The organism is Acinetobacter sp. ACIN00229, assembly GCF_016106645.1.
GTDB classification, from domain to species: Bacteria; Pseudomonadota; Gammaproteobacteria; order Pseudomonadales; family Moraxellaceae; genus Acinetobacter; species Acinetobacter oleivorans.
Map to the genome: position 1 here is coordinate 92,692 of NZ_JADWOM010000014.1, position 22,754 is coordinate 115,445.

Consider the following 22,754-nt stretch of genomic DNA (forward strand, 5'->3'; position numbering starts at 1 on the left):
TCCTCAGCTCATGGGGGTAGGTTCAATCGTCATGCCGGCACTTAAACCTTGCAGACCATCAACAATGACTTGATCTCCCGCTTTCAAGCCAGAGGTCACTAACCAACGATTATCAATCGCACTCCCTAAAGTAATTTTTCGTTGTTCGGCTTTATTATCTTTTCCAACAACCCAAACAAGAGGATTTCCCTCGGTATCTCGGAACAGCGCACCTTGAGGAATTAAGATGCTGTTAGGACGTGTGCCCGTTCCAAGTTCCGCACGAACATATATTCCCGGTAATAAAGCATTATTTGGATTGGAAAACGCAGCACGTAACGTGATACTTCCTGTGGCTTCATCTACTGCAATATCACTAAACTTAAACGTTCCTTGTTCCGCATAGTTCGTGCCATTTTCGAGCTGTAAACGTACTGAAAGTTCATTCGGTTTTATTCCATTTTCAGTAAGCTGTTTGCGCAGCGCCATGTATTCGTCACTCGACTGGGTCAAATCGACATACATGGGGTCCAGTTTTTGAATCGTTGCTAAAGGATCTGTTTGAGCAGACGTGACTAAAGCTCCACGTGTAATCGAAGAGCGCCCTATCCGTCCTGAAATAGGCGCAGTAACTTGCGTATAACGTAAATTAGTTCGTGCCGTTTTCAGTAGGGCTTCATTTACTGTCACGGTGGCTTTTGCTTGTTGGTATGCACTTTGAGCATTATCAAGCTCTTGCTGACTCACGCCATTTACCTTAATTAATTCTTTATAACGCTCGGCTTGCAAACGAGTCGAATTGACTGTTGCTTTAGCGAGAGCAAGATTGCCCACGGCCTCATCAACGCTATCCCGATAAAGTGAAGAATCAATTTTATAAAGGGGTTGGCCTTTACTTACCTGAGAGCCTTCTTTAAACAATTGCTCAACAACCACTCCATTCACTTGTGGCCGCACTTGAGAAATCTCAGAGGCAACTGTTCTTCCAGCCAATTGATAGGTAGATTCAATTGTTTCTGGTTTTATAGTGATAATGCCCACCTGTTGAATATTTTTAGTCACAGGCTGATCAGAATCACAGCCATTCAAAAAAAGTAGCAAAGGCAATAAACACAAAGCATTACGATGTAAAAAATTAAAAACAAACATATCTGGGACCCCAGACTTATAGACAATTTATTTACTTTACTGTAAAGTAAATAAATAAGATGTGCAAGAAATCCTCATATGTTAAAAAAATCTCCAGGTCGTCCTTCTCGAATTCGCCCTACTATCCTTGCAGCAGCGCGTGCACTATTTCTTGAGCATGGATTAGAAGTTCGTTTAGAAGCTATCGCAGCTAAAGCCGGAACAAATCGACAAACTTTATATAACCATTTCCCAACTAAGACAGCTCTACTTATTGAAGTTTTTGATCATTTAAAAACAGAAATGGAAGTGCCTTTTGTTGAACAACATGAATTAAAAAATAAGCGCCTAGATCAATTACTCTTAGAAATTGGGCAGGCTGTACAAAATCATTTTTATAATATTGACGTCATTCGTCTGCAAAGATTGCTGATTATTGCATTAGTTGAAATGAAGGAAATTCTTCCAAAAATTCAACAGCGTACTCAAGGAAATATTAAAAGATCGTTAACCGATATTCTTGCAACAGCACACAATGCAGGCATTGTTAAAATTGATCAGCCAGAGGAAGCAACAAAAGCATTCCTCGGTGCTGTAATGGGATATGCTTATCCAGCTACGCTGATTAGCGGAAACATTCCGACTCCTCAAGAGCTACAGCAGTTAAATGAAGAGGTTTGCCAAACCTTTTTAAAAGCATGGCAATATAAAGAATAGATATTTCAGAGCTTATTCCTTAAACTTAAATTAATGAATAAGCCTGTAATAAAATAATATTAAAGAGAAAATTAATTATATTTCTGTAAGGTTTTAATCAAAGCCTCATGAAATTTTTTGGGATTTTGCATTTGTGGAGCATGCCCCATATTGGCAAATTCTATTAATTCAGCATTTGGAATCCTTTTGGCAGCTTCTTTACCAAGAACACTGTATTGACCAATTTTTTGTTTAACTTCAGGTGGGGCAATATCACTTCCAATAGCAGTGGTATCATCAGTCCCAATATAAAGCACAGTAGGTACTTTAATGTTAGGAAACTCATAATAGACAGGTTGGGTAAAAATCATGTCGTAAATAAGTGCTGAATTCCAAGCGACTTTCTCATGTCCTTTACCTGCATTTAATCCAGCCAGCATATCAACCCATTTACCATATTCTGGCTTCCATTCCCCTCCATAATACGTTTTTGACTCATAAGCCTTAATTGACTCAGCACTTAAATTCAATTCGCGCTGATACCATTGATCAACACTACGATATGGAACTCCTTTTGCTTTCCAATCCTCTAGTCCAATCGGATTAATCATTGCTAATAATTTTGTTTGTTTGGGATACATCAACGCATAGCGAGTAGCCAACATTCCCCCTGTGGAATGTGCTAACAAAATAGGATTATTAATCTTTAACCTATCCAATAAAGCATGTGTATTTTGCGCAAGCTGTTGGAAGCTATATTGATAATGATCTGGTTTGCTAGAAGTACAGAAACCGATTTGATCGGGAGCAATCACCCGATAGCCATTTTGTGTTAGAAAACTAATGGTTTCTTCCCAAGTTGCACCACAAAAGTTTTTGCCATGCAAAACCACCACTGTTTGCCCATTAGGTTTTTGGGGTTGAACATCCATATATCCCATTTTTAAATTTTGCTGTTGGGATGAGAAGTTAAAATATTGGAGCGGATAAGGATATTTAAATCCTTCTAAATGCTCTCCATACACATTATTTGCAGAACTGACTGTTGATGCAGTAAGACAAGCAAAAAATAAAGACAAGAATGGCAGTTTATTTTTCATCTTTCATTTCTCTCGAACAAATAGGAATAAGGATGTTTTAGCTGAGTTACATCCGAGTTCAAGATCGATTCGAATGTAAAAGTTTTACGGATTATTTAAATAGAAATTTGGATAAACTTTTCTCGACACCTTCAGCGTTTTCTTCCACCATCCAGTGTCCTGTATCTGGCAAGATAATGGCTGTGTATTGGGCTGGATCAGCTACAAATCTTGCTCGCATCTCTTTAACCAAAACATCATTTACGCCTTTTTGGCCGGTAAGCGCCATAGAAGGTATGGTTAACTTTTTACCATTAGCAAGTAATGCTTCATTTTGACGAACTGAATCAGCATGAGAATGGTAATAACCAAAAGCTGCTTTTAATTTATCTCGAGTCGAATATGGCTCAATCAACTCAGCAAGGAGGTCAGGCGTAAAAATGTCTTTTTTACCTGCATAAGTTTTAATAAAGTACGAGAAAAATAAATCTGGATCATGTGCAATTTGCTTTTCAGCAATATCACCAAAGCTGAAATAACCAAAGTGCCAACCCAGACCTGGACCATCAAGTGTGTATCCCGGATATCCAAACATCGCACGATCTGGAATTGGCGAGTCCATAAATACTACTTTTTTGATATAGCCCTGATTATTGGCAACCAGTGGATAAGAAGCCGAATTACCTAAATCGTGACTGACATAATAGATTGGCCCTTTACCAGCAATTTTTTTAATCGCACCAATCAAGATTTTTGAGGTATTTTCTGCCGAATAATCATCGTTAAGTATGGGAGATGATTGCCCCAAACCCGGTAAATCAATTGCAATCACTTTATGGTCTTTCATATAAGAAAGCATGACTGGTTCCCACATTTTCCATGTCGAACCAAAACCATGAATAAATACAATCGGTGTGCCTTTAGATCCACCTTCAACGTAATGAAGTTTTACACCTTCAGACTCGATAAACTTACTAGATAAACCTTTTGCATAAGCATATTGGCCTAGCCCCTCAGATTTCACTTTATTAAACATTTGCTGTGAAACGGCTGGTGGCGTATCTATCGACTTTAAGTTTGGGTCATATTCTGCATTTGCTTGACTTAATCCCAATACACCAATTGCTGCGGACAAAGTCATTACTTTAAAAAATTTATTCATTTTCTTAGCCTTGATTTATAGAGTGAGCTTATTGAGCAGTCGGATAGTCGGTATAACCCGTTGCATCGCCACCATAGAAATATTCAGATTTTGCTGGTGCTAAAGAATGACCTGACTGTAAACGCTCTACTAAATCTGGGTTAGAAATAAAAGGACGACCAAATGCCACCGCATCTACTAATCCTTTACCAAGAATAGATTCGGCTCTTTCGAGTGAGTAATTTCCACAAACAATTAATGTATTAGTGAACAAAGAACGTAGTTTTTCTCTGAAACCCTCTGGATAAGTATCACCATGTGGAAGCATGTCCCACTCAGCCAAATGGATATAAGCGATATTTCTTCTTTGTAATTGTTCAGCTAAATAAAGCGTAATTTCTTCGGGTTGTTGGTCTGTCATGCCATTAATCGTTCCCCAAGGTGATAAACGCACACCTACTCGGCCAGCACCAATTGCCTCAATCAATGCATCGACTGTTTCTAATAAGAAACGTGCACGATTTTCGACAGAACCACCATAGTTATCAGTACGCTGGTTCGCATCTGTAGATAAGAACTGGTCAAACAAATAACCATTTGCAGCATGAACTTCAACTAGGTCAAAGTTGGCTTTCACGGCATTTTGAGCAGCTTGAATAAATTCCTGTTTAACGTTTTGAATATCATCTAAATCCATTGCTCTTGGCATCTCGGCAGGTACCATTGCCCCTTCACCTTTTTCATTGGCAATAAATACAGATGCTTTGGCCTGAATTGCAGATGGTGCAATCGGTTGCTCGTGATTAATATGCAATGAAGAGTGCGACATACGCCCTACATGCCATAACTGAGCAGCAATTTTTCCGCCTTTTTCATGTACAGCTTGAGTCGCTAATGCCCAGCCTTTGATTTGTTCTTCTGAATAAATACCAGGTGTAAAAGAATAGCCTTTACCTACGTCAGAAACTTGTGTGCCTTCAGTAATGATTAAACCTGCACTTGCACGTTGACCATAATAAAGTGCATTGAGTTCGGTCGGCACATCGTTAGGCTGTGCTGCTCTTGATCTGGTCATTGGTGCCATAACAATACGATTATTGAGTTTAACATCGCCCACAATCACTGGATTAAATAATTTGTGATTCATTTTTTAGCCCTTAAAATATGGATAAGATTATTTATGTAGTGATCACTATATAATCATGCTAAAATACAGTCAACGTTTTTTGTAGTGATCGATATAAAATGGAGAGTATAATGAACAAAACCGCAGGTCGTGGTCGCCCTCGTAATTTCGATCGAGATGCTGCATTAGACAAAGCGATGAATCTATTTTGGCGAAATGGTTATGAAGCAACATCGATTAATGACCTGACAAAAGAGATGGAAATCAATCCGCCAAGTCTCTATGCTTCTTTTGGAAATAAAGAAAAGTTGTTTATTGAAGCTGTTGATTATTATGTAAAAAGCTTTGGTAATTATCGAATTGAGGCACTTCAAGAGTCTTTAACAGCTCAAGAAGGCATTAAAAATTTGTTAATCAGAACGATTGACCAATTTTATAGCAAGCCTGATAAAACCGGTTGTTTAGTCGTATCCGCAGCATTATCAGGTTCATCTGAAAGTAAAAATGTGCAAGAGATCTTAAGTAATGAGCGGAGAAAGACTGTTGCTCTCATCAAAGCGAGACTTGAGCAAGGTCAAAAAGATGGCGATGTAGCTGAAAGCTTAAACTCGGATGTATTAGCAGATTACTTTGGCATGATACTGTTTGGCATTACGATTCAAGCAAAAGATAATGTGCCTATTCAAAACCTATACGAAAGTGTAGAAGTAGCTTTAAAAGCTCTAAGAAACTAATTTTAATGATTCTATAATTGAAATTATTTTTTTTGATTTCAACTTAATTCATTAAGGTGGTTTTGCTTGGACAGCTAATAAGGATTTCAGTTGAATGGAAATAACTACTTAGTTTTTCTTACTTTTATTGTTTCTTAACTTTTCATTTCAACTCAAGATTAGAAATAAATAAACTTCCTTACGACGATGTCATTATTCAAAATACATTCTAAGTTTTAAATTTTTAGGCTTCCATACAATTCTATTTTTTCAATATGAATCGTTGGAAGCCTTTAATTTGAAATGCATTTAGGGGGCTAAAAAACACAAATTTTCAAACAGAAAATTAAACCACCTTATTTCTATCATCCTCTATGTATGACATCGTAATATTAATTAAGCAGTCAACTAACTCTTCAAAAGTGAAACCCATATTTTGTGAAGCAAAAAAGTTCATCGTTAAAGCAATGCTTGAATGAATCAAAATATAAACCATCATTTTTAAGTTTTTGATTTTTAATACTTCAGGATGCTTCATGGCATATTCAATCGCCAATACATTAATCGCTTTTACAGCTTTTACATGACTTGCTTCAGTACTATATTTAGAAGAAACACTGAGCCAATAAAAATATTTATTATTATCCTTCGCCAAAAACTCACCGATTTTTAAAAAAATTCTTCTGATTGCTTCAGGAATCTCTAAGTCTAAAATTTCAGGAATTACGTCATAAATGACTTTTGATATTTCCATAATAAAGTGCTGCTGCATTTCAATAAAAAGTGCTTCTTTATTTTTGAAATATTCATAAAAACTCCCCGATCCTACACCTGCTATCTCACACACTTTAAGTACAGTTGTGTGGTCTAAGCCATTCTTCATAACAGATATAAATCCTGCACTCACTATAGAATCAAATGTATTTTTAGATCTATTTTGTTTTGGTTTTCTTATAGTTACCATTGCTTTTTATCCTTATAAAAATCCGTCTTTTTTCCGTATAAATTCATTGATAAATTCTAATGGAAATCAAAATTTGATCAATTATTTTTTAAAGATGAGTTAAAAAAATGAATACAGCTCTCGCTACACATCAAAAAATTGTTCGTCGTAATGTTGAACTTTCTTACGATGCGAATAAAAGTTACTCTTTTTATTACGAAGAAAATCCTGTCGTTACGTCTTTATTCGTTGTGCTTTCCGCCATGTTTCCTCCGGGTGAAATGTTCTTTATTGAAAGTATCAGAAACGTTCGAAATCAAATTAAAGATGAAAAACTTTTAGAAGATATCAGAGCCTTTATTGCTCAAGAAGCCTTTCATAGCCGTGAACATAAAACACTAAACAATCATCTCATCCATTCTAATTATCCTGAAGTGATAGAGATTGAGGCCAAAACCAAAGCACGATTGGATAAATTACGTAAACTTTCAACAGTCGAACAAGTAGCTGCGACGGTAGTAATGGAACACTATACAGCTACACTCGCTCGCCTATTACTCACAGACCAGTTAATTAAAGAAAAAACCACGCAAGAGAGCAGAAATCTTTGGGAGTGGCATGCACTCGAAGAACTTGAACATAAATCGGTCGCATTTGATGTATTAAATGCAATAGGAGGAAATTATAGCAAAAACAGAAAAGCTGCTTTAGCTAGAGTTGCAAAACTTATCATGCCAATTATGTTTGAATATTGGATAAAAATTTTGAAAAGAAAAGATATTAGATTCACCTTAAAACAGTTGAAAGATGGTATTTATTTAGGATTTGGCGGAATCAATCGCTTAGGAATTTTATCTAAAGCATTTGTCGATATGCTTGATGTCAGAGAAGAAAGTTTTGATCCTTTACACATGCAAACCGAGCAATTAGAAGCCGAATTTCGAGAAAAGCTATTTGGCCAACAAGGTTTTTTGAAAGAGTCTCTAAGCTAGAAAAGCAATATATAAAGCCCTCATCTGAGGGCTTTTTCAGACTTGATTCTCTTTAAAAATGTATAGAGATTACATAGGCTCGCCAAATTTAAACTGCTTCAAAAAACATTCCAATATCATCTCTCGCTCCCCTGTTTTATCTGAGCTTAAAAGCTGAATAATCGCGCCTTCAATCATATATAAAAATAGTTTGGCATCCTGAAAAGTCGCATCGTTTTTTAGTTTTATAAGTTGGCTATAGATTTCATTAAGTAGCCACGTTCTATACTTCACTGCGATTTGATAGGCTTTGGGATAGGTCAGTTTCGTTTCAAAAATGGCTTTAAATAATAAGTAGTACAGCCCTTCTAAATCGGTATGTAAAAGATAAAGTGTTTTAAGTTTATCCATCACATCTGCACCTTGGTCGTAGTCAGCAATTGATACTACTTTTTCTTTTAAGCGCTCTTTTTGAACGTTCAAACAGATTTCGATAAACCGCTCTTTAGAATGAAAATAATGATAAAAAGTCGCTTTGGGAATTTGAGATTCTTTCACGATTCTATCGATTCCAACCGTATGAAACCCGTGGTGGTGAAACAGATCAATTGATTTATTTACGACTTGTATGGCACGTGGTGAGATCACTAAATGTCGCATAGTTTTACCGTTATAAAATTCTTGTTGTATGTAAACGAGATACTTTTTTGGGAGAAAAAAAGGCACAGCAAAGCCGTAAAGACTGTGCTTGGCACATCTCAAGTTTTATTGTTGATTAAGTTTTTTGATCGTGACGATTTAAAGCCTGAAAAGCCCAATGGCCATCAAACTGCTTTAAAAGTTTAAGTTGTGTCGATATAGACTTTGGCAAAGGCTGCCAAGAAATTAAGAATGTGCAAAGCCAACTCCTTTTTATTGGGAGTTCCGCCAGACATGAATAGGAATTATGGTGGCAGAACGAAAGGGGGTTAGCAGACTGGCTCAAGACCCAGCACACCCGAAGGTGTCCCCCTTCCGTCCTACCGCAACAAAAGGGAGACGAACGAGTTCACATTAAAAAAACGAGTTTTTTCAATGCTCTTGAGTACGGTCTGCTAAAACCGACTGGCAATGTGGCCAGCAGGCAAAGGATAGTGCTCCGCCCTATTGCAGTCAAGCACACAAAATGACATTTGCTTTAATTTAGATCATTAAAAAGTAAGGATAAATAATAGGAGAGTTATTGTTAAATGAGGGTTTATAAAGGGAAAGAATTTTAGATATAAGCTAAATTTTCGATGAATTTTTTCTATAAACATTTGATTGATGTTAGTTCTTTTATACAGTTATGACACATGCCATAATCCGATCTTTAAAAATAGAAATGAAACTTGCTAAAACCTATGTTGAATATAATAAAAAAGCTATTTTTCTTATGGACAAAAGATGAAAGTAATACAAAAAAACGAAAATATGTTCAATTTGCAATGCTCATTTGTTTTCTATCAGGTTTTATTTCATTAGATGGTTATCTTGACTATAAGGCAATCTCAGGAGATCTCCCTCCTCATCGCCCAATAATTGGAATAAGAGGAATTTTCACGACACATAGCTCAAAAGGAATAACGCATATTAAACTTTCAGGGGACGTGATATATCCAAATACAGCTATAACTTATGATAATGTGCCATATATATTTTACAAACGAGAAGAATTAAGTGTTACTGGCTCTTCGATATATCACTTCATAAAGGAGCATGCTAATGAAACAGTTATCGTATATGGTTTCATATTAGAGAATGGACACGGAAATTTTTATCCCATTAAGATCACGAATCTGCGGGGTATGGCTTACACCTCAAATTTGATTAATGATCTACTATCTGAACGTGAATACGATTTAAGAGTATTAAATTATAAAATTTTCTTTTTTGCTCTAAGTATTATAGTCCTCATCCATTTAAGTTTTAAAGCAATTCGAGAAGATCAAACTAATAAACCATGAAGTTAAATTATTTTTATCAAAATAGTAAAATACTAGACTAAAAAAATCTTCATCAAAATTTCATCAATATATTCATCATTATCTTTCAATGCTTTTTCATCGACTCCATAAATTTGAAAACCCAATTTTTTATAAAGATGAATTGCTGGCTTATTATCATTAGTAACAGTCAGTAAAATTTGTTCCACATGCTTTTTGCTAAATTCTATAACTTCACTAATTAGTCGCCTTGCAACACCTTTTTGATGAAATTCTGGTTCAATAAATACACTGGTTAGAAATGCTTTATGAGAATCTTTTATTCCACTTTCTTGGGTTAATACAGCTAAACCTATTATTTCATCTTTATAATACGCACCAAATATTGTTGAATTTGATAAACGAGCTTCAAAAAATTTTAAGGGCTTCTCAACCTCTGCTGCATAGGTAGATCCAAACGTCTTGGGTGATTTTTTTAAAGCTGAAAGCCTGATAGTTCTGAAATCTTCAACCTGATTTACACTTAAAATTTTAATTTCAACGTTTAACATGTTTTTATATTTTAAAATGTAATACGACATAATTTAGCATAAGCTGCTTATAAGAACTCTGAAAAATTGTAATGTAGTGAAAGCCTATTTATTATAATGGTCGTTATGCGAAGTTAAAAAAGACTAGGCATCTTGGCTTTAAAATTAATTACAAGGAATAGAAGGTCATGTCTGACATAAAATTAGCTCAATGTCACTGCGGTTCTATTAAATTTACAGTTCAATTAAGTGATGGATTTAATTCAATACGTAGATGTAACTGCTCTTTTTGTAGAATGAGAGGAGCTGTAGCTGTTTCTGCACCGCTATCTGGCATCAATGTATATGAAGGGAAAGAAAAATTAACAGAATATAAATTTAATACAAAACAGGCAATTCACTATTTTTGTTCTATTTGTGGCATCTATACATTTCATCAAAGAAGATCTAACCCTGAACAATTCGGTGTTAATGTTGCATGTATTCTAAATATTTCCCCATTTGATTTCCCCAAAATTCCTATTATGGATGGCATTAATCACCCTAAAGATGGTGGTGGTGGAATAATTGGATATTTAAACTATGAAGTAATAGAAAAATAAAATCATTTATAATTCCACGTAGAAGTTAATTTAAATACAGCATCTTAAGAAAAAAAGCTAAGCCCCGATTACCGAGGCTTAGCTTTAAAATAATTTTAAATTAAAATTACTTATTTGATGTCAGTAAACTCAGAAACAGGTTTGTTCACTTCAACTTTTGTACCAGCAAATTTTTCGCTCACAAACTTTTGTACTTTAGGTAAGTGGTAAAGTTCACCTAACTTCGTATAGATCGGGTCATTTTTATTCGCTTCAGCCACACCTAATAAGTTCACATAAAGCTTTGTAGACTGGTCAATAGGTTCACGGAAGATAGAATCTTTCAGTACGTTTAAGCCGCCTTCAAGTGCTAATGTATTACCCAATACAATTGCATCTACGTCGTTTTTAACACGAACTGCTGTCGTCATTTGAATTGGTTTTAATTTTAAACCTTTAGGGTTTTCAGCGATGTCATTCGTTGTCCCTTTTACAGGGTCAAAGTCTGGTTTAAGTTTAATAAGTTTAGCAGACTGTAATAATGTTAATGCACGCGCTTCGTTAGCAGTATCGTTTGGAATCGCGATTGTAGCGCCTTGTGGGAACTCATCAACAGTTTTAACTTTATTTGCGTAAAGACCCATTGGTTCCAAGTAAGTCGTCGCAACAGCCGCAACTTTAGCTGTATTTGAAGCGTTGTAAGCTGCTAAATAGTTAAATGACTGGAACGCATTTACGTCTTGTTCGCCACTTGCTACAGATGTATTCAACACAACGTAGTCAGTCAGGTTAGTTACTTCGAGTTTAATACCCGCTTCTTTAGTTTCAGGAAGCGTTGCAACATATTTCCATACGTCAGTGTCTGAACCTGTTGAAACAAGTTTAATTGTGCGTACTGACTCAGTTTTGTCTTTAGCTGGTGCTGTATTTTCAGTTTGTGCAGGTTGTTTATTACATGCAGTCAGTGTGAGTACAGATGCACTGAACAGGACACTAAATAATTTTTTCATAGATACATCCTAAAATAGGAAACGCCTACTCTACAAAAGAGCGAGGCATTCCCAACCATTGGGTCGAAATGCAATATTTGGCTGGAAGTAATTCCAGATATATAAGGGTTTAGAAGCCTGAATTCAGCCTTATTTCTTCCTTGATCTTGCTCGCTGAACAACAGAATTATGTTTTGAATCAGTTTCTAAATATTGGATCATCATATATCAATAAGTGAATATTCTACAAATAACTTGTTCGATTTTGATATATAGAGGTGCTCTTGGTAAGGTACTGATAATAGAAAACATATTATATAAATAAAACAGTTTTGATTAAAATATGTACTTTTTTGATTTATATGAAATTTTCAGGATTTGTTAGCAATATTTAAGCTAACTATGACTGTAATTTATGCCGTATGCATAAAAAAAGCCCCTGTTTTCACAAAGGCTTTTTAAATTAGTGAGTTAAGCTCAGTTTCAATTACTTATGAACCCAAGGCACGGCTGGTGAACCAATCCACGCAGATTTGGCAGGAATATTTTCACCTTTCATCACCAAAGTTAATGGTCCTAACACTGCATGGTGGCTAACATTGGCGTTATATAAAATAATACTACGTGAATTTACGACTACATCATTTCCAATATTCACTTGTCCAATTTTCATAATACGATCTTCAAACAAGTGAGTTTGTGGACCTGAAAAGCTATTAAATTCAGCACGGTCACCAATGCTTACACAGTCAAACTCAGTAATATCAGCCGTATCCATATAGACATCTTTACCAATTCGAACACCCAAAATACGCAAGAAGAATGGCAACATTGGCGTTCCTCTTAAGTAATTTAAGAAGTTTGGAATCGCAACTGATTCATATAAGCTGGTAATCCCTTCACTTAACCATACAAACATGGTCCACATTGGCGCTGAACGCGGTTGATAACGACCAATTAAAGTCCACTTCATCAATGCAACAATAATGAAACAGCCAACACCATAGAGCAAACCAGCAAGCGTTAAAGCCAATAAACCAGTCATAATGTTATACTTATTAATAACATCAATAATCTCAAGCACAATCATATAACCCACCCCAATTGCAAGTGCGGCTGGTAATACAACACGAAGGCCTTCAATAAAACCACGCATGAAACGGCGCTTGAAGCTTGGTTTAAACGTTAAGTGGTCAGGATATTTTTCGGCAGCTTCACGTGCAGGCAATAATAATGGTGGCGAACCAAACCAAGTTTGACCATCATACATTTCAAGGTTATCTGGTGTTTTTGACTGTACGCCAATTAAAACGTTATCTGGTAAAACAGTTCCATCAGCAATATAAGCACTGTTTCCGACAAAGCTACGGTTACCGATTTTGGTCGATTTTAATGTCATCCAGCCGCCTTTGATCTCTTCATCACCCAACATTACAGCATCGGCAATAAAGCTTTCTTCACCCAAAGTCAGCATTTCAGGAATAACACCATTTGCGGTAGAAATTTCAGTATTTTTACCAACTTTCGCTCCTAACATACGAAACCATGTAGGCGCATAAATCGTAGCAAACAGGCCGTGCAATGTTTGTAAGCTTGTTTCTAAAATTTGAGATGCAAACCATTTACGATAATAGGTGCTGCCATGAACAGCGTAGGTTCCAGTCTCAAGACGAGGCAATGCAATTTTGCGTATTGCTGAAGAAATAACAGCAGTAATCATCATCATCATTGCACTCGCTGGAATTGCTAAAGCAAAATAATAAAGTGCGATTTGCAGGTGGTTATTCGGATTAATATTAAATACGTTTACATCTAACCAATCGACCAAAAGGAAGCTTGGGAAAATTGGAATAAAGAACAGACAAGCAATGATTAACGCACTAACACCATAATATCCATATTCAGCAATTTTACGAATGAACGATAATTTAGGACGTTCTGGCATTTTAGCGTGTTCATCTACATGCCCTATTTTCTTAGCTGGCGTACCATCCCAAATTTCTCCCGCCGGTACAACCGTGTCATATTCAATTGAAGTTAAGGCATTTACATGAGCTTGTTTTTCTAACACTGTATTTTCTTCTAATACAGCATATGAACCCACATAACTATCTTCTTTAAGATGAATTGAACCCAACACTAAATGACCGTGTTCAACTTTGGCATTTTCCAAATTCACTTGAGAGCCAATACTCACACCATCTTCAACAGTTAATAAAGATGGCATGCGAATATGAACTGAACTAATGGTGACATCATGTCCAATTTTTGCACCCAGTGCTTTTAAATAGAGGTTAAGTAAAGTTGAACCTGACAATAAATAAACTGGTGAAATATTGCTAATACGGTCTGCTAACCACCAACGGAAATACGTCATTCCCCAAAGTGGATAACGTCCTGCACCAATGCCCAGCATTAATAATCGTTTCACCGTAATTGAAAGTACAAAACTACTAATAATAACGCTGATATAAACCAATAGAGACAACGCGATTGCATATGGAATGCTGTCTCGGGTTCCACCTGTAAAATAGTGATAGGTAAAGAATGGTGCCAACCACTGCAAAATATTAATCGAAATTAAAACTGGAATGGTCGCAAGCTGCGCAATACCACATAACCATTTATAAGTTTGATTACGCGGGTTGTCTTGCCCAATCTGACTATCAAATAATGTTGGTTCTGGCTGTTCCAACATTAAAGCAGCAATTGCCCCCACTCTTCTCGCTTGATATAAGCTTTGAATTGTAAGATGGCTATATTCTTGATGCTCACGCAAGTTTGAAATTAAAACGGCTGCTAAAAGCGAATGCCCACCTAAATCATCAAAAAAATCTGAATCTAATTTAATAGGCATGTTAGGAAACAGACGGTTCAAAATTTCAAATAAAATTTCTTCGGCTGGATTTTGCGGCTGATCAGATTCACTGCGGTCAATCACACTCGTAAGCGGTCTTACTTTTAACGCTTTACGGTCAATTTTTCCAGATAATAAACGCGGTACTTCTTCAATAATCTCAAAACGATTCGGCACCATATAAGGTGGTAAACGTTGAGCTAGAGTATGACGAAGTTGCTTAATTTCTATCCGCTGTTTGGCATCAAGCTCAGCTGCAATAAAAGCAATAAGCTGATCAATTCCGTCTTCTTGACGTAAAATTACTGCTGCGGTACCAATACCATCAATGTCACAAAGTGCCGCTTCAATTTCACCGAGTTCAACACGGAAACCTCGGATTTTCACCTGATCATCGGCACGGCCTAAGCAGTGAACTTGACCAAATTCATCAATTTTTGCCAAATCACCAGTACGGTAAAGTAACTCTTCATCCGCACTCATTGCCCAAGGGTTTTCAATAAACTTATCAGCCGTTAAATCAGGTCTGCCTAAATAGCCTGGTGCTACACTTGGACCGAAAATACACAGCTCACCTGTTTCACCTTGAGGCAGTAATTCTCTTTCAGCGTTAATCACCAACATGCCATAGTTTGGTAAAGGTTTACCAATCGTGACGAGTTTACCACGTTCTAACGACTCAAGGCTTGCAGTAACCGTAGTCTCAGTGGGGCCATAGGTATTAAACATTTGATGGTGAGGTAATGCCCAACGGTCCACCAGTGAGTCTGGGCACATCTCCCCACCTAAGTTAATAATTCTTAGGTTAGGTACATCTTCAGGGAACAAAGCCAGTAAAGTTGGAACTGCATGTAAAACAGTAATTTGTTCCTGCTTTAATGTTTGGCATAAACGTTCAGGGTCACTGACAAGCGACTTAGGTGCAATCCACAAAGTTGCACCAACCAAATAAGACAGCCAGATTTCTTCAAATGACATATCAAAAGCGACAGAAAAGCCTTGATAGACTTTATCTTGCTCTTGAATATCTAAAATATTATTTTCACTACGTAGAAAGTGACAAATATTTTTTTGAGTAATCACAATCCCTTTCGGCTTACCCGTTGAGCCTGAAGTATAAATAATATACGCAGGTTGATCGGAGGTCGTTCTAGCTAAAGGAATATTTTCACTGAGTGGCTTTTGAAGTTCAGTATTTGTCCATTTTGTTTGTGGCACTTCAGCTAAGTGTTCATACCATTCATCGGTAGTAATCATCCCCACAGCTTCGGCATCTTCAAGACAAACCGCAATACGGTCGGCTGGCGTATCCATATCAAAAGGAAGCCAAGCTGCGCCACTCAAACAAATCGCCAATTGGGCTTTTAAAAGCTCAATACCACGAGGTACCCATAACCCAACAATATGACCTGGCTTTACCCCTCTTATCGTCAAATGTTGAGCCATAATTAAGGCTTGCTGATATAACTCCCCATACGTCAGCGTTTTATTTGCTTCAATTAAAGCTGTTTTATCTGAGAGATTTTGAGCAGTTTGAATAAAAATATCGGCGAGTACTTCATCTTGCAAAAATTCGGGGTGAAATTTACCACGAATAATATTCTTCGAACTTGTTACGAATTGGTTCATTTTTTATAACTCACTTTAATTTTTTGATTTAGCTAAAATAAAGTCATGTTTGAGTTTTTCTGACCTATTAAAGAAATCAATTGCTATGTAATAAATTAAAGAGTTGAACTTAAATGAAGATTAAAGTTTTTATTTTAAGAATGGAGAGTGAACTATTAAATGAGAAGAACAAACGATTTTTATTACTTATAAATCAAACTAAGATGACAATAAGGAAAAATATAAGCACATATTTTTATAAAAATTAAATAGCGTTATTCAAAATTGATATATAACGAATTACTCATTGCACAACGCTACTTCACGAACTAGGGCAAGGAAGGCTTTCAAACCAGCAGATTGGTTGCGTCTTCCTGAATAATATAAACAGAGACCAGACATACAAGGCATCCAATCGTCCAAAACAGAAATAAGTTGACCTGACTCAATTTCAGCACGAACATCCTGTTCCATAAAGTATCCTAAGCCAATGTTCTCTAATACTGTAGCTCTTGATAAGCTTGCTTCATCAAGGGTAATCGGTCCTTGCACATCAATTTGAATAATTTCTCCATTTTTTTCAAACTTCCAGCTAAATAGTGCACCATCAGGAAGACGTACTCGAATACATTTATGTCTAAAAAGATCTGTTGGTATTTTTGGCTTTCCGTAACGCTCCAAATACTCAGGTGAACCAACAACAACATATCTTTGAAGTTTACCAAGAGACACTGCAATCATGTCACTTGGAACAAGATGGGCAACTCGAATACCTAAATCAAAACCATCAGCAATAATGTCAACAAGTTTACCCTCAGTCACCAAATCAATATTCATTTCTGGGTAACGTCGAAGAAATTCGATAATCACAGGAGAAATAATTTCTCTCGCTGCAAATGCGGCCGCATTGATTCTTAATGTACCTGAGGGTATTTCTCTCTGCGAACGTACAATATCTAAGGCACTATGAATATCCTGAAGAGCAGGCCCAACTTGTTCTACAAAAAGTCTGCCTGCCTCTGTCAATGAGACACTACGTGTTGTCCGATTAAACAGACGTACACCCAAATTTTCCTCTAATTTACTAATTGCATGACTTAAAGCTGTTGTAGACATCCCAAGTTCAATCGCAGCGCCACGAAAAGTTCCTCGCTTAGCGATTGCCATTACTGCTTTTAGATCATTTAAATTTGCTCGTTCCATTATCCTGATTTATTCAACTAAACATCCCATTTTATACGGATTGTTAGAACAATCGTCAAATTATAAAATTTAAAACATCAATTTAGATCATTCAAAAAGAGCGACTCATGAAAGATATACCAGAAGTTGTTAGCGCATACTTTGATGCTGATCAAGCGAACGACGTAGATGCTTTAAACCAAATTTTTTCTGACTCTGCCATTGTTGAAGACGATGGCAGTCTATACAGAGGAATTGTGGAAATTCGTACATGGTTGCTGGCAATGAAAGAAAAATACCAGTACTCACTTGAAATTATTGAGGTTTCCAATACAGACCATATCAGCACGGTTTTAACACAAGGGAGTGGCAACTTTCCAAATAGCCCTGTGAAACTTAAGTTTCAGTTCACACTTGAAAATGGCAAAGTTGTTAAATTGAGGATTTATTAATGGAAGATTTTATTACTTTAAAAGGAAAACGTGCCTTAATCACTGCGGGTACAAAAGGTACTGGCGCTGCCACAGTTCAATTATTCCATGAACTCGGCGCAACAGTACTAACTACTGCTAGAACTCAACCAGATTATTTACCGAATAATGCACATTTTGTTTCTGCTGATCTCACAACTCGAGAAGGTTGTGAAGCTATCGTCCAAGCAGTACAAGAGACATTAGGTGGTGTGGACATAATTATACACATGCTTGGTGGTTCATCTGCACCAGCAGGTGGATTCGCAGCATTAACCGATGAAGAGTGGTATAAAGAACTTCACCTAAATCTGATGCCTGCAATACGTATTGATCGTCAATTAATTCCCGATATGATTCAGCAAGGCCAAGGTGTTGTAATCCACGTTACGTCAATACAACGCTCACTTCCGTTACCAGAAGCTACGACAGCTTATGCTGCTGCAAAAGCAGCGCTAGCGACTTATAGTAAAAGCCTGTCAAAAGAAATATCCCCCAAAGGTATTCGGGTTGTTCAAGTCTCGCCAGGATGGATTGAAACAGAGGCATCTATTGCTCTTGCAGAGCGACTGGCTTTACAAGCTGGCACAGATTACGAGGGTGGTAAAAAGATAGTTATGGATTCAATCGGAGGAATTCCTATTGGACGACCAGCTAAACCTGATGAAATAGCAAATCTTATCGCCTTTTTGGCATCATCCCGTGCGTCTGCAATTACAGGTACTGAATATGTGATTGATGGTGGGACGATTCCTACAATTTAATAGTCATATTGAATCACACCTATACTGTATTTTCTCTTCACTTGAGCAGTTTTAAATTACAGGTAAAAAAAAAGCCCTCGTCATTAACAAGGGCTTTTTAAGAATTTGGCGGAAGCGGTGTCCGTCTAACACTTGTCTTATACTGTCCAACAAAATATACAATAACTATACTATTCAAAAACTTAAAATAAAACAAATCCAATTTAGTCTTGCACAATCTAACTCTTTTCAATATTCTTTGAGGGGTAAGTTGTGGGGTAAAAAGTTATATGCCAAAAAAATCCAAAGAGCTTTCAGCACTCAGTGTATCAAAAATTAAAGCGACTGGGCGACATTCTGTAGGGGGTGTTGATGGCCTATGTTTGAATGTAGAAGGTAATTCTCGTGTATGGATTTTACGTGCGGTTGTAGGCAGACGCTTAGATAAAGATGGGAAACTAAAACCCCATCGCCGTGATATTGGTCTTGGTCCCTACCCTGAAGTTTCTTTAGCTGAAGCACGGGCAAAAGCTTCTGAGTTACGATTGCAAATCCGAAACGGGATTGATCCTATCCGACATAAACAGGAACAACGCGAGGCTTTACTTCTTCAACAACATCGTGAAAAGACTTTCCGTGAATGCGCCAAAATTGTAATTGATAAAAAAACTCTTGAGCTTAAAAATGAGAAACATATCTCGCAGTGGTCATCTACTTTAGAAACCTATATCTATCCTGTTATAGGGGATCGCGTGATTGGCTCTATTACTAAAACAGATATTGTTACAGCACTTGAGCCTATCTGGATAGAAATACATGAAACAGCAAAACGTGTTCGTGGTCGAATAGAAACTATTTTCGATTATGCTAAGGCTATGGAATATTTTGTTGGAGATAATCCAGCAGCATGGAAAGGTAATCTTGAGCCCATTCTTGGAAATTTAAAGCAAGAATCTAGACCTCATCCATCATTACCATATATGCAAGTGGCTGGGTTCATTCATGACTTAAGACAAAGAATTGGAATTTCTCCCAAAGCATTAGAATTTGCCATATTGACGGCTTGTCGTTCAGGTGAAGTATTTGGTGCTTTATGGAAAGAAATCGACTTTAAAAATAAAATATGGATTATTCCAAAAGAACGAATGAAAGCAGATAAAGAACATCGAGTTCCTTTATCTGGAGCAGCAATTAGATTACTTGAACAACTTTATCAAGAAACTCACCCTCAACCAGATGACTTTATTTTCCCTGCTCCACGCGGTGGCATGTTATCAGATATGTCATTAACGACTTTAATTAAACGAATGCATGACAAGAAATTAAAAGAAGATGGTATTGGCTATATTGACCCTAAACAAAATCGAGTGATCACGACACATGGTTTTCGTTCAACTTTCCGTGATTGGTCAGCAGATAAAACAGATTACCCTCGTGAAGTCTGTGAACATGTATTAGCACATAAGCTTCCAGATGAAGTAGAAGCTGCTTATTTACGTGGAGCCTATCTTGAAAAACGTAAAGACTTAATGAGTGATTGGGCTAATTTCTGTAATGCCTAACAAATTAAGTTGCATAATTTTAGACTCCTGCCTAATAAGGCAGAAGTCCTGTTAACATTATGCAATAAGCAATTTAAAATGTAGTTGATAGTTTAAATAGATCTGTCACCAGGCATAGAGCAATTCTCTACCTGACTAACCTCCTGAATAGAAGATAAATTTTTCTCATTTATTTGATTAGTTATTTCATAAACGTGAATAGTGCAAGTATTCCCCTGTTCCACATAAGCAGCTTCATAATTTCTGCCTGCCTTTGTTGTAAAAGAGACTGCTATTCGACATGACTTACTATATGAATCCATCGCAATACTGCTAGAAGCATCTAGTACTAGAGGTTTATTAGCTTCAATTACATATTCTTTAAATGAGTCCCGGAACATTACCCCTGTATCGTTTAAAGCAGCTAGACTGCGCTCTGTTGCGGGTATTCCGACACTAATATTTTTAATTTTTCGAGGTAGACCATTATTAACACGATGATGGATTGCTGCACCTGCTGTACTTCGCCATTCTTGACATGTTCTGTCATTAAAGTGCTTTATGAGTTTATTTCCATAAGGTCCATATAAGCGAATTTTTGCCTGCGATTTTTCATCATATATAACGTTCGTTTTAATCAAGGCAGATTTTTGTGCCATGAAAAAACTAGCTAAAGGTAAGGTTAATAAGACTAACAATATGGATTTAATTTTCATAAGTTTTCTCTTTATAAAATTTTAGGGTATTAATATCATTCAAATAAATATTCAGTAATGAAAAACTCTAAATAGCAATGTACAATTTCTACCACCATAAAATATTACATCAGAATTTAATAAAAATTAGCGCCCTATATTATTATAAATTCACCACTCTACATCTTATTTACCTTATCTCCTTGCATGAATTTTGGCTTAATCTTAAACATTCAACTTAGACTGAGTTGATTAAATTTAATAGCTACACTCTCCAAATCCAGTCATTACCTATATTTATCAAAAACCTTGCATTGCTAAAATACTTTAAAACACCATTGCAAATATTTAAAAAAATTAATTACTTAAAATACATATAAATTTTGTCAAACGATTTTTATAAGAAACACCTCAACTTTAATCAAAAATTGATTTATTCTTAATTATAATGAAAAATGTTTATTTATTATTAATCTTAAATATTAAAAAATCCACGCATACTTTACTAGAATCCACTTAGAATATAAATTTTTCGATTAAATTTAAAATTTATTTAGAATAATTAATACTAACACAAAAGCTAACTCCCTAAAATATAAAATATTATTTATTTTTTGAATTAAAAAAAAAGTTTATTTTCTCTTCTCAAAGAAAATAAACTTAGTGTAAAAACACTGAAACCTGAAATAGAGAATTTTAAATTAAATCCTCAAAGCAATAATTACACAAATAATTATCACTGACAATATGAATTAAATTAAACAACACAATTAATGCATTAATTTAAAACATAACATTTAAAAAAAAAAAACCAATTCAAACAATTCAAACAATTCAAACAATTCAAACAATTCAAACAATTCAAACAATTCAAACAATTCAAACAAATATTTTTATATTTATAGCTCCCTAGTTCAATCCCACGCAAAAAATCAAATCTATATTCACAAATTATTATTTAGACCATTTTTCCTTATCTAGAATACGCTGTATAACTGTTCTTGTAACAGAGTATTCTTTAGCAAGTGCATAAACACTATAACCTTTTTTAAATTTATTTATGACCTCTTCCTTTTGAGATGCATTTAATAACTCAGGTCTTCCTACACGTTTAGTTAAATTATTAGCCATATGCTTTCTAGGCTGTTTTAATTTCATCTCATAATCTAAACATATTTTTAAAAAATGATGAAAAAGTGCTTTCAGATCACCAGAAATCTCTACTTTAGCATAATCTAAACAAATAAATTTTATATTCTTCCTATCTATAATACCTACTAAATATAGAATCTCTTCAAAATTACTTCCCAATGAATCTATTCCTTTTACAATTAGTAAATCTCCCTCTTCTAAACCATAATTAATTAGATTAATAATTTTATCCCTATATAAAATAGGTGTATCAACAGCTACTTCTTCTAGTATTATTCTATTAGAAGGAATTTCATATCCATATTTACTAAAAAAATCAAAATTAATATTAGAATTATTAACATCACTAGATTCAACTCTAATATAACCATAGATTCGCATTAGTTAATTCCTCTTTAAAAACATGAAATACATCACAAATATTACACATTTTCATCTAAAACAAAATAAGCTAACAATTACTATGTATGTTTAAATCATATTTTTAAACATACAATTATCATGTTTTTGTTTCTAAAACCGTATCATACTTTTAAAGTGAAAGAAGTCTTCTAGGGATAAAATAATTTTTATCTATTCTATAATTATAAGAATTTATTATTACTCCCAGTAGAAAAACCAATAAGAATTCCTATTATTTTAAATTTACATAATTATCCATACAAG

Annotated in this window: 20 protein-coding genes; 8 read left to right on the forward strand and 12 right to left on the reverse strand. The window is 35.6% G+C overall.

The genetic code is table 11. The features are described 5' to 3' along the window. Positions 1-3: 3 nt before the first annotated feature. Positions 4-1,128 carry a multidrug efflux RND transporter periplasmic adaptor subunit AdeD gene (gene adeD / locus I7H67_RS13915; RefSeq protein ID WP_198308122.1) on the reverse strand — a complete coding sequence of 375 codons (1,125 nt, stop codon included), beginning with the start codon at positions 1,126-1,128 and terminating at the stop codon, positions 4-6. A 78-nt stretch (positions 1,129-1,206) separates the two neighbouring features. On the opposite strand from adeD, the gene I7H67_RS13920 reads away from it, so the two are divergent. After that, positions 1,207-1,824: a TetR/AcrR family transcriptional regulator gene (locus I7H67_RS13920; RefSeq protein ID WP_198308123.1), complete on the forward strand. Its 618-nt coding sequence runs from the start codon at positions 1,207-1,209 to the stop codon at positions 1,822-1,824. Between the two features lie 71 nt (positions 1,825-1,895). Here the strand turns inward: I7H67_RS13920 and I7H67_RS13925 are convergent, their stop codons facing one another. The 3 genes from I7H67_RS13925 to I7H67_RS13935 form a co-directional block, all read right to left on the reverse strand. Next, on the reverse strand, positions 1,896-2,903 hold the full coding sequence (locus I7H67_RS13925) for an alpha/beta fold hydrolase (RefSeq protein WP_013197029.1): 1,008 nt from the start codon (positions 2,901-2,903) through the stop codon (positions 1,896-1,898). 91 nt (positions 2,904-2,994) lie between these two features. Then, the gene (locus tag I7H67_RS13930; protein WP_198308124.1) at positions 2,995-4,044 is read right to left on the reverse strand and encodes an alpha/beta fold hydrolase; all 1,050 of its coding nucleotides are present in this window, start codon (positions 4,042-4,044) and stop codon (positions 2,995-2,997) included. A 28-nt stretch (positions 4,045-4,072) separates the two neighbouring features. After that, positions 4,073-5,170: an alkene reductase gene (locus I7H67_RS13935; RefSeq protein ID WP_198308125.1), complete on the reverse strand. Its 1,098-nt coding sequence runs from the start codon at positions 5,168-5,170 to the stop codon at positions 4,073-4,075. 110 nt (positions 5,171-5,280) lie between these two features. Here I7H67_RS13935 and I7H67_RS13940 point away from each other — a divergent pair, with 110 nt between their 5' ends. Beyond that, positions 5,281-5,883 (forward strand): TetR/AcrR family transcriptional regulator, encoded by a 603-nt coding sequence (locus I7H67_RS13940; protein ID WP_198308126.1) that lies wholly within the window; start codon positions 5,281-5,283, stop codon positions 5,881-5,883. A 325-nt stretch (positions 5,884-6,208) separates the two neighbouring features. Here I7H67_RS13940 and I7H67_RS13945 read toward each other — a convergent pair whose 3' ends face one another. Then, on the reverse strand, positions 6,209-6,826 hold the full coding sequence (locus tag I7H67_RS13945) for a TetR/AcrR family transcriptional regulator (protein ID WP_198308127.1): 618 nt from the start codon (positions 6,824-6,826) through the stop codon (positions 6,209-6,211). Between the two features lie 107 nt (positions 6,827-6,933). Between I7H67_RS13945 and I7H67_RS13950 the strand changes: the two genes are divergently transcribed. Further along, a complete protein-coding gene (locus tag I7H67_RS13950; RefSeq protein ID WP_198308128.1) occupies positions 6,934-7,797 on the forward strand; it encodes a metal-dependent hydrolase in 864 nt (287 codons plus the stop codon). A gap of 69 nt (positions 7,798-7,866) precedes the next feature. Here I7H67_RS13950 and I7H67_RS13955 read toward each other — a convergent pair whose 3' ends face one another. Continuing rightward, complete coding sequence (locus tag I7H67_RS13955) at positions 7,867-8,436, reverse strand: TetR/AcrR family transcriptional regulator (protein ID WP_198308129.1); 570 nt, start codon at positions 8,434-8,436, stop codon at positions 7,867-7,869. 710 nt (positions 8,437-9,146) lie between these two features. Between I7H67_RS13955 and I7H67_RS13960 the strand changes: the two genes are divergently transcribed. Beyond that, positions 9,147-9,761, forward strand: coding sequence for a hypothetical protein (locus I7H67_RS13960; RefSeq protein WP_192455068.1), 615 nt, complete (start codon positions 9,147-9,149; stop codon positions 9,759-9,761). Positions 9,762-9,793: 32 nt separating this feature from the next. Here the strand turns inward: I7H67_RS13960 and I7H67_RS13965 are convergent, their stop codons facing one another. Beyond that, positions 9,794-10,291 carry a GNAT family N-acetyltransferase gene (locus I7H67_RS13965; protein WP_192455069.1) on the reverse strand — a complete coding sequence of 166 codons (498 nt, stop codon included), beginning with the start codon at positions 10,289-10,291 and terminating at the stop codon, positions 9,794-9,796. A 167-nt stretch (positions 10,292-10,458) separates the two neighbouring features. On the opposite strand from I7H67_RS13965, the gene I7H67_RS13970 reads away from it, so the two are divergent. Next, positions 10,459-10,872 carry a GFA family protein gene (locus tag I7H67_RS13970; protein WP_192455070.1) on the forward strand — a complete coding sequence of 138 codons (414 nt, stop codon included), beginning with the start codon at positions 10,459-10,461 and terminating at the stop codon, positions 10,870-10,872. Between the two features lie 110 nt (positions 10,873-10,982). Here the strand turns inward: I7H67_RS13970 and I7H67_RS13975 are convergent, their stop codons facing one another. The 3 genes from I7H67_RS13975 to I7H67_RS13985 form a co-directional block, all read right to left on the reverse strand. Further along, positions 10,983-11,861: a MetQ/NlpA family ABC transporter substrate-binding protein gene (locus I7H67_RS13975; RefSeq protein ID WP_017391793.1), complete on the reverse strand. Its 879-nt coding sequence runs from the start codon at positions 11,859-11,861 to the stop codon at positions 10,983-10,985. Between the two features lie 466 nt (positions 11,862-12,327). Next, entirely contained in the window at positions 12,328-16,326 is a 3,999-nt protein-coding gene (gene posA / locus I7H67_RS13980; protein WP_198308131.1) for a delta-poly-L-ornithine synthetase PosA, read from the reverse strand. A 279-nt stretch (positions 16,327-16,605) separates the two neighbouring features. Continuing rightward, on the reverse strand, positions 16,606-17,508 hold the full coding sequence (locus I7H67_RS13985; RefSeq protein ID WP_198308132.1) for a LysR family transcriptional regulator: 903 nt from the start codon (positions 17,506-17,508) through the stop codon (positions 16,606-16,608). A gap of 107 nt (positions 17,509-17,615) precedes the next feature. Between I7H67_RS13985 and I7H67_RS13990 the strand changes: the two genes are divergently transcribed. The 3 genes from I7H67_RS13990 (at position 17,616) to I7H67_RS14000 (ending at position 20,262) form a co-directional block, all read left to right on the forward strand. Further along, complete coding sequence (locus tag I7H67_RS13990; protein ID WP_151822966.1) at positions 17,616-17,939, forward strand: nuclear transport factor 2 family protein; 324 nt, start codon at positions 17,616-17,618, stop codon at positions 17,937-17,939. Continuing rightward, a complete protein-coding gene (locus I7H67_RS13995) occupies positions 17,939-18,721 on the forward strand; it encodes an SDR family oxidoreductase (RefSeq protein WP_151822967.1) in 783 nt (260 codons plus the stop codon). Before I7H67_RS13990 ends, I7H67_RS13995 begins: the two co-directional genes overlap by 1 nt. A gap of 269 nt (positions 18,722-18,990) precedes the next feature. Then, positions 18,991-20,262: a tyrosine-type recombinase/integrase gene (locus I7H67_RS14000; protein WP_198308133.1), complete on the forward strand. Its 1,272-nt coding sequence runs from the start codon at positions 18,991-18,993 to the stop codon at positions 20,260-20,262. 92 nt (positions 20,263-20,354) lie between these two features. Here the strand turns inward: I7H67_RS14000 and I7H67_RS14005 are convergent, their stop codons facing one another. Both I7H67_RS14005 and I7H67_RS14010 read right to left on the reverse strand, forming a co-directional pair. Then, positions 20,355-20,957: a hypothetical protein gene (locus tag I7H67_RS14005; protein ID WP_227602586.1), complete on the reverse strand. Its 603-nt coding sequence runs from the start codon at positions 20,955-20,957 to the stop codon at positions 20,355-20,357. Positions 20,958-21,890: 933 nt separating this feature from the next. Then, positions 21,891-22,469 (reverse strand): recombinase family protein, encoded by a 579-nt coding sequence (locus I7H67_RS14010; RefSeq protein WP_198308134.1) that lies wholly within the window; start codon positions 22,467-22,469, stop codon positions 21,891-21,893. Positions 22,470-22,754: the final 285 nt, after the last annotated feature.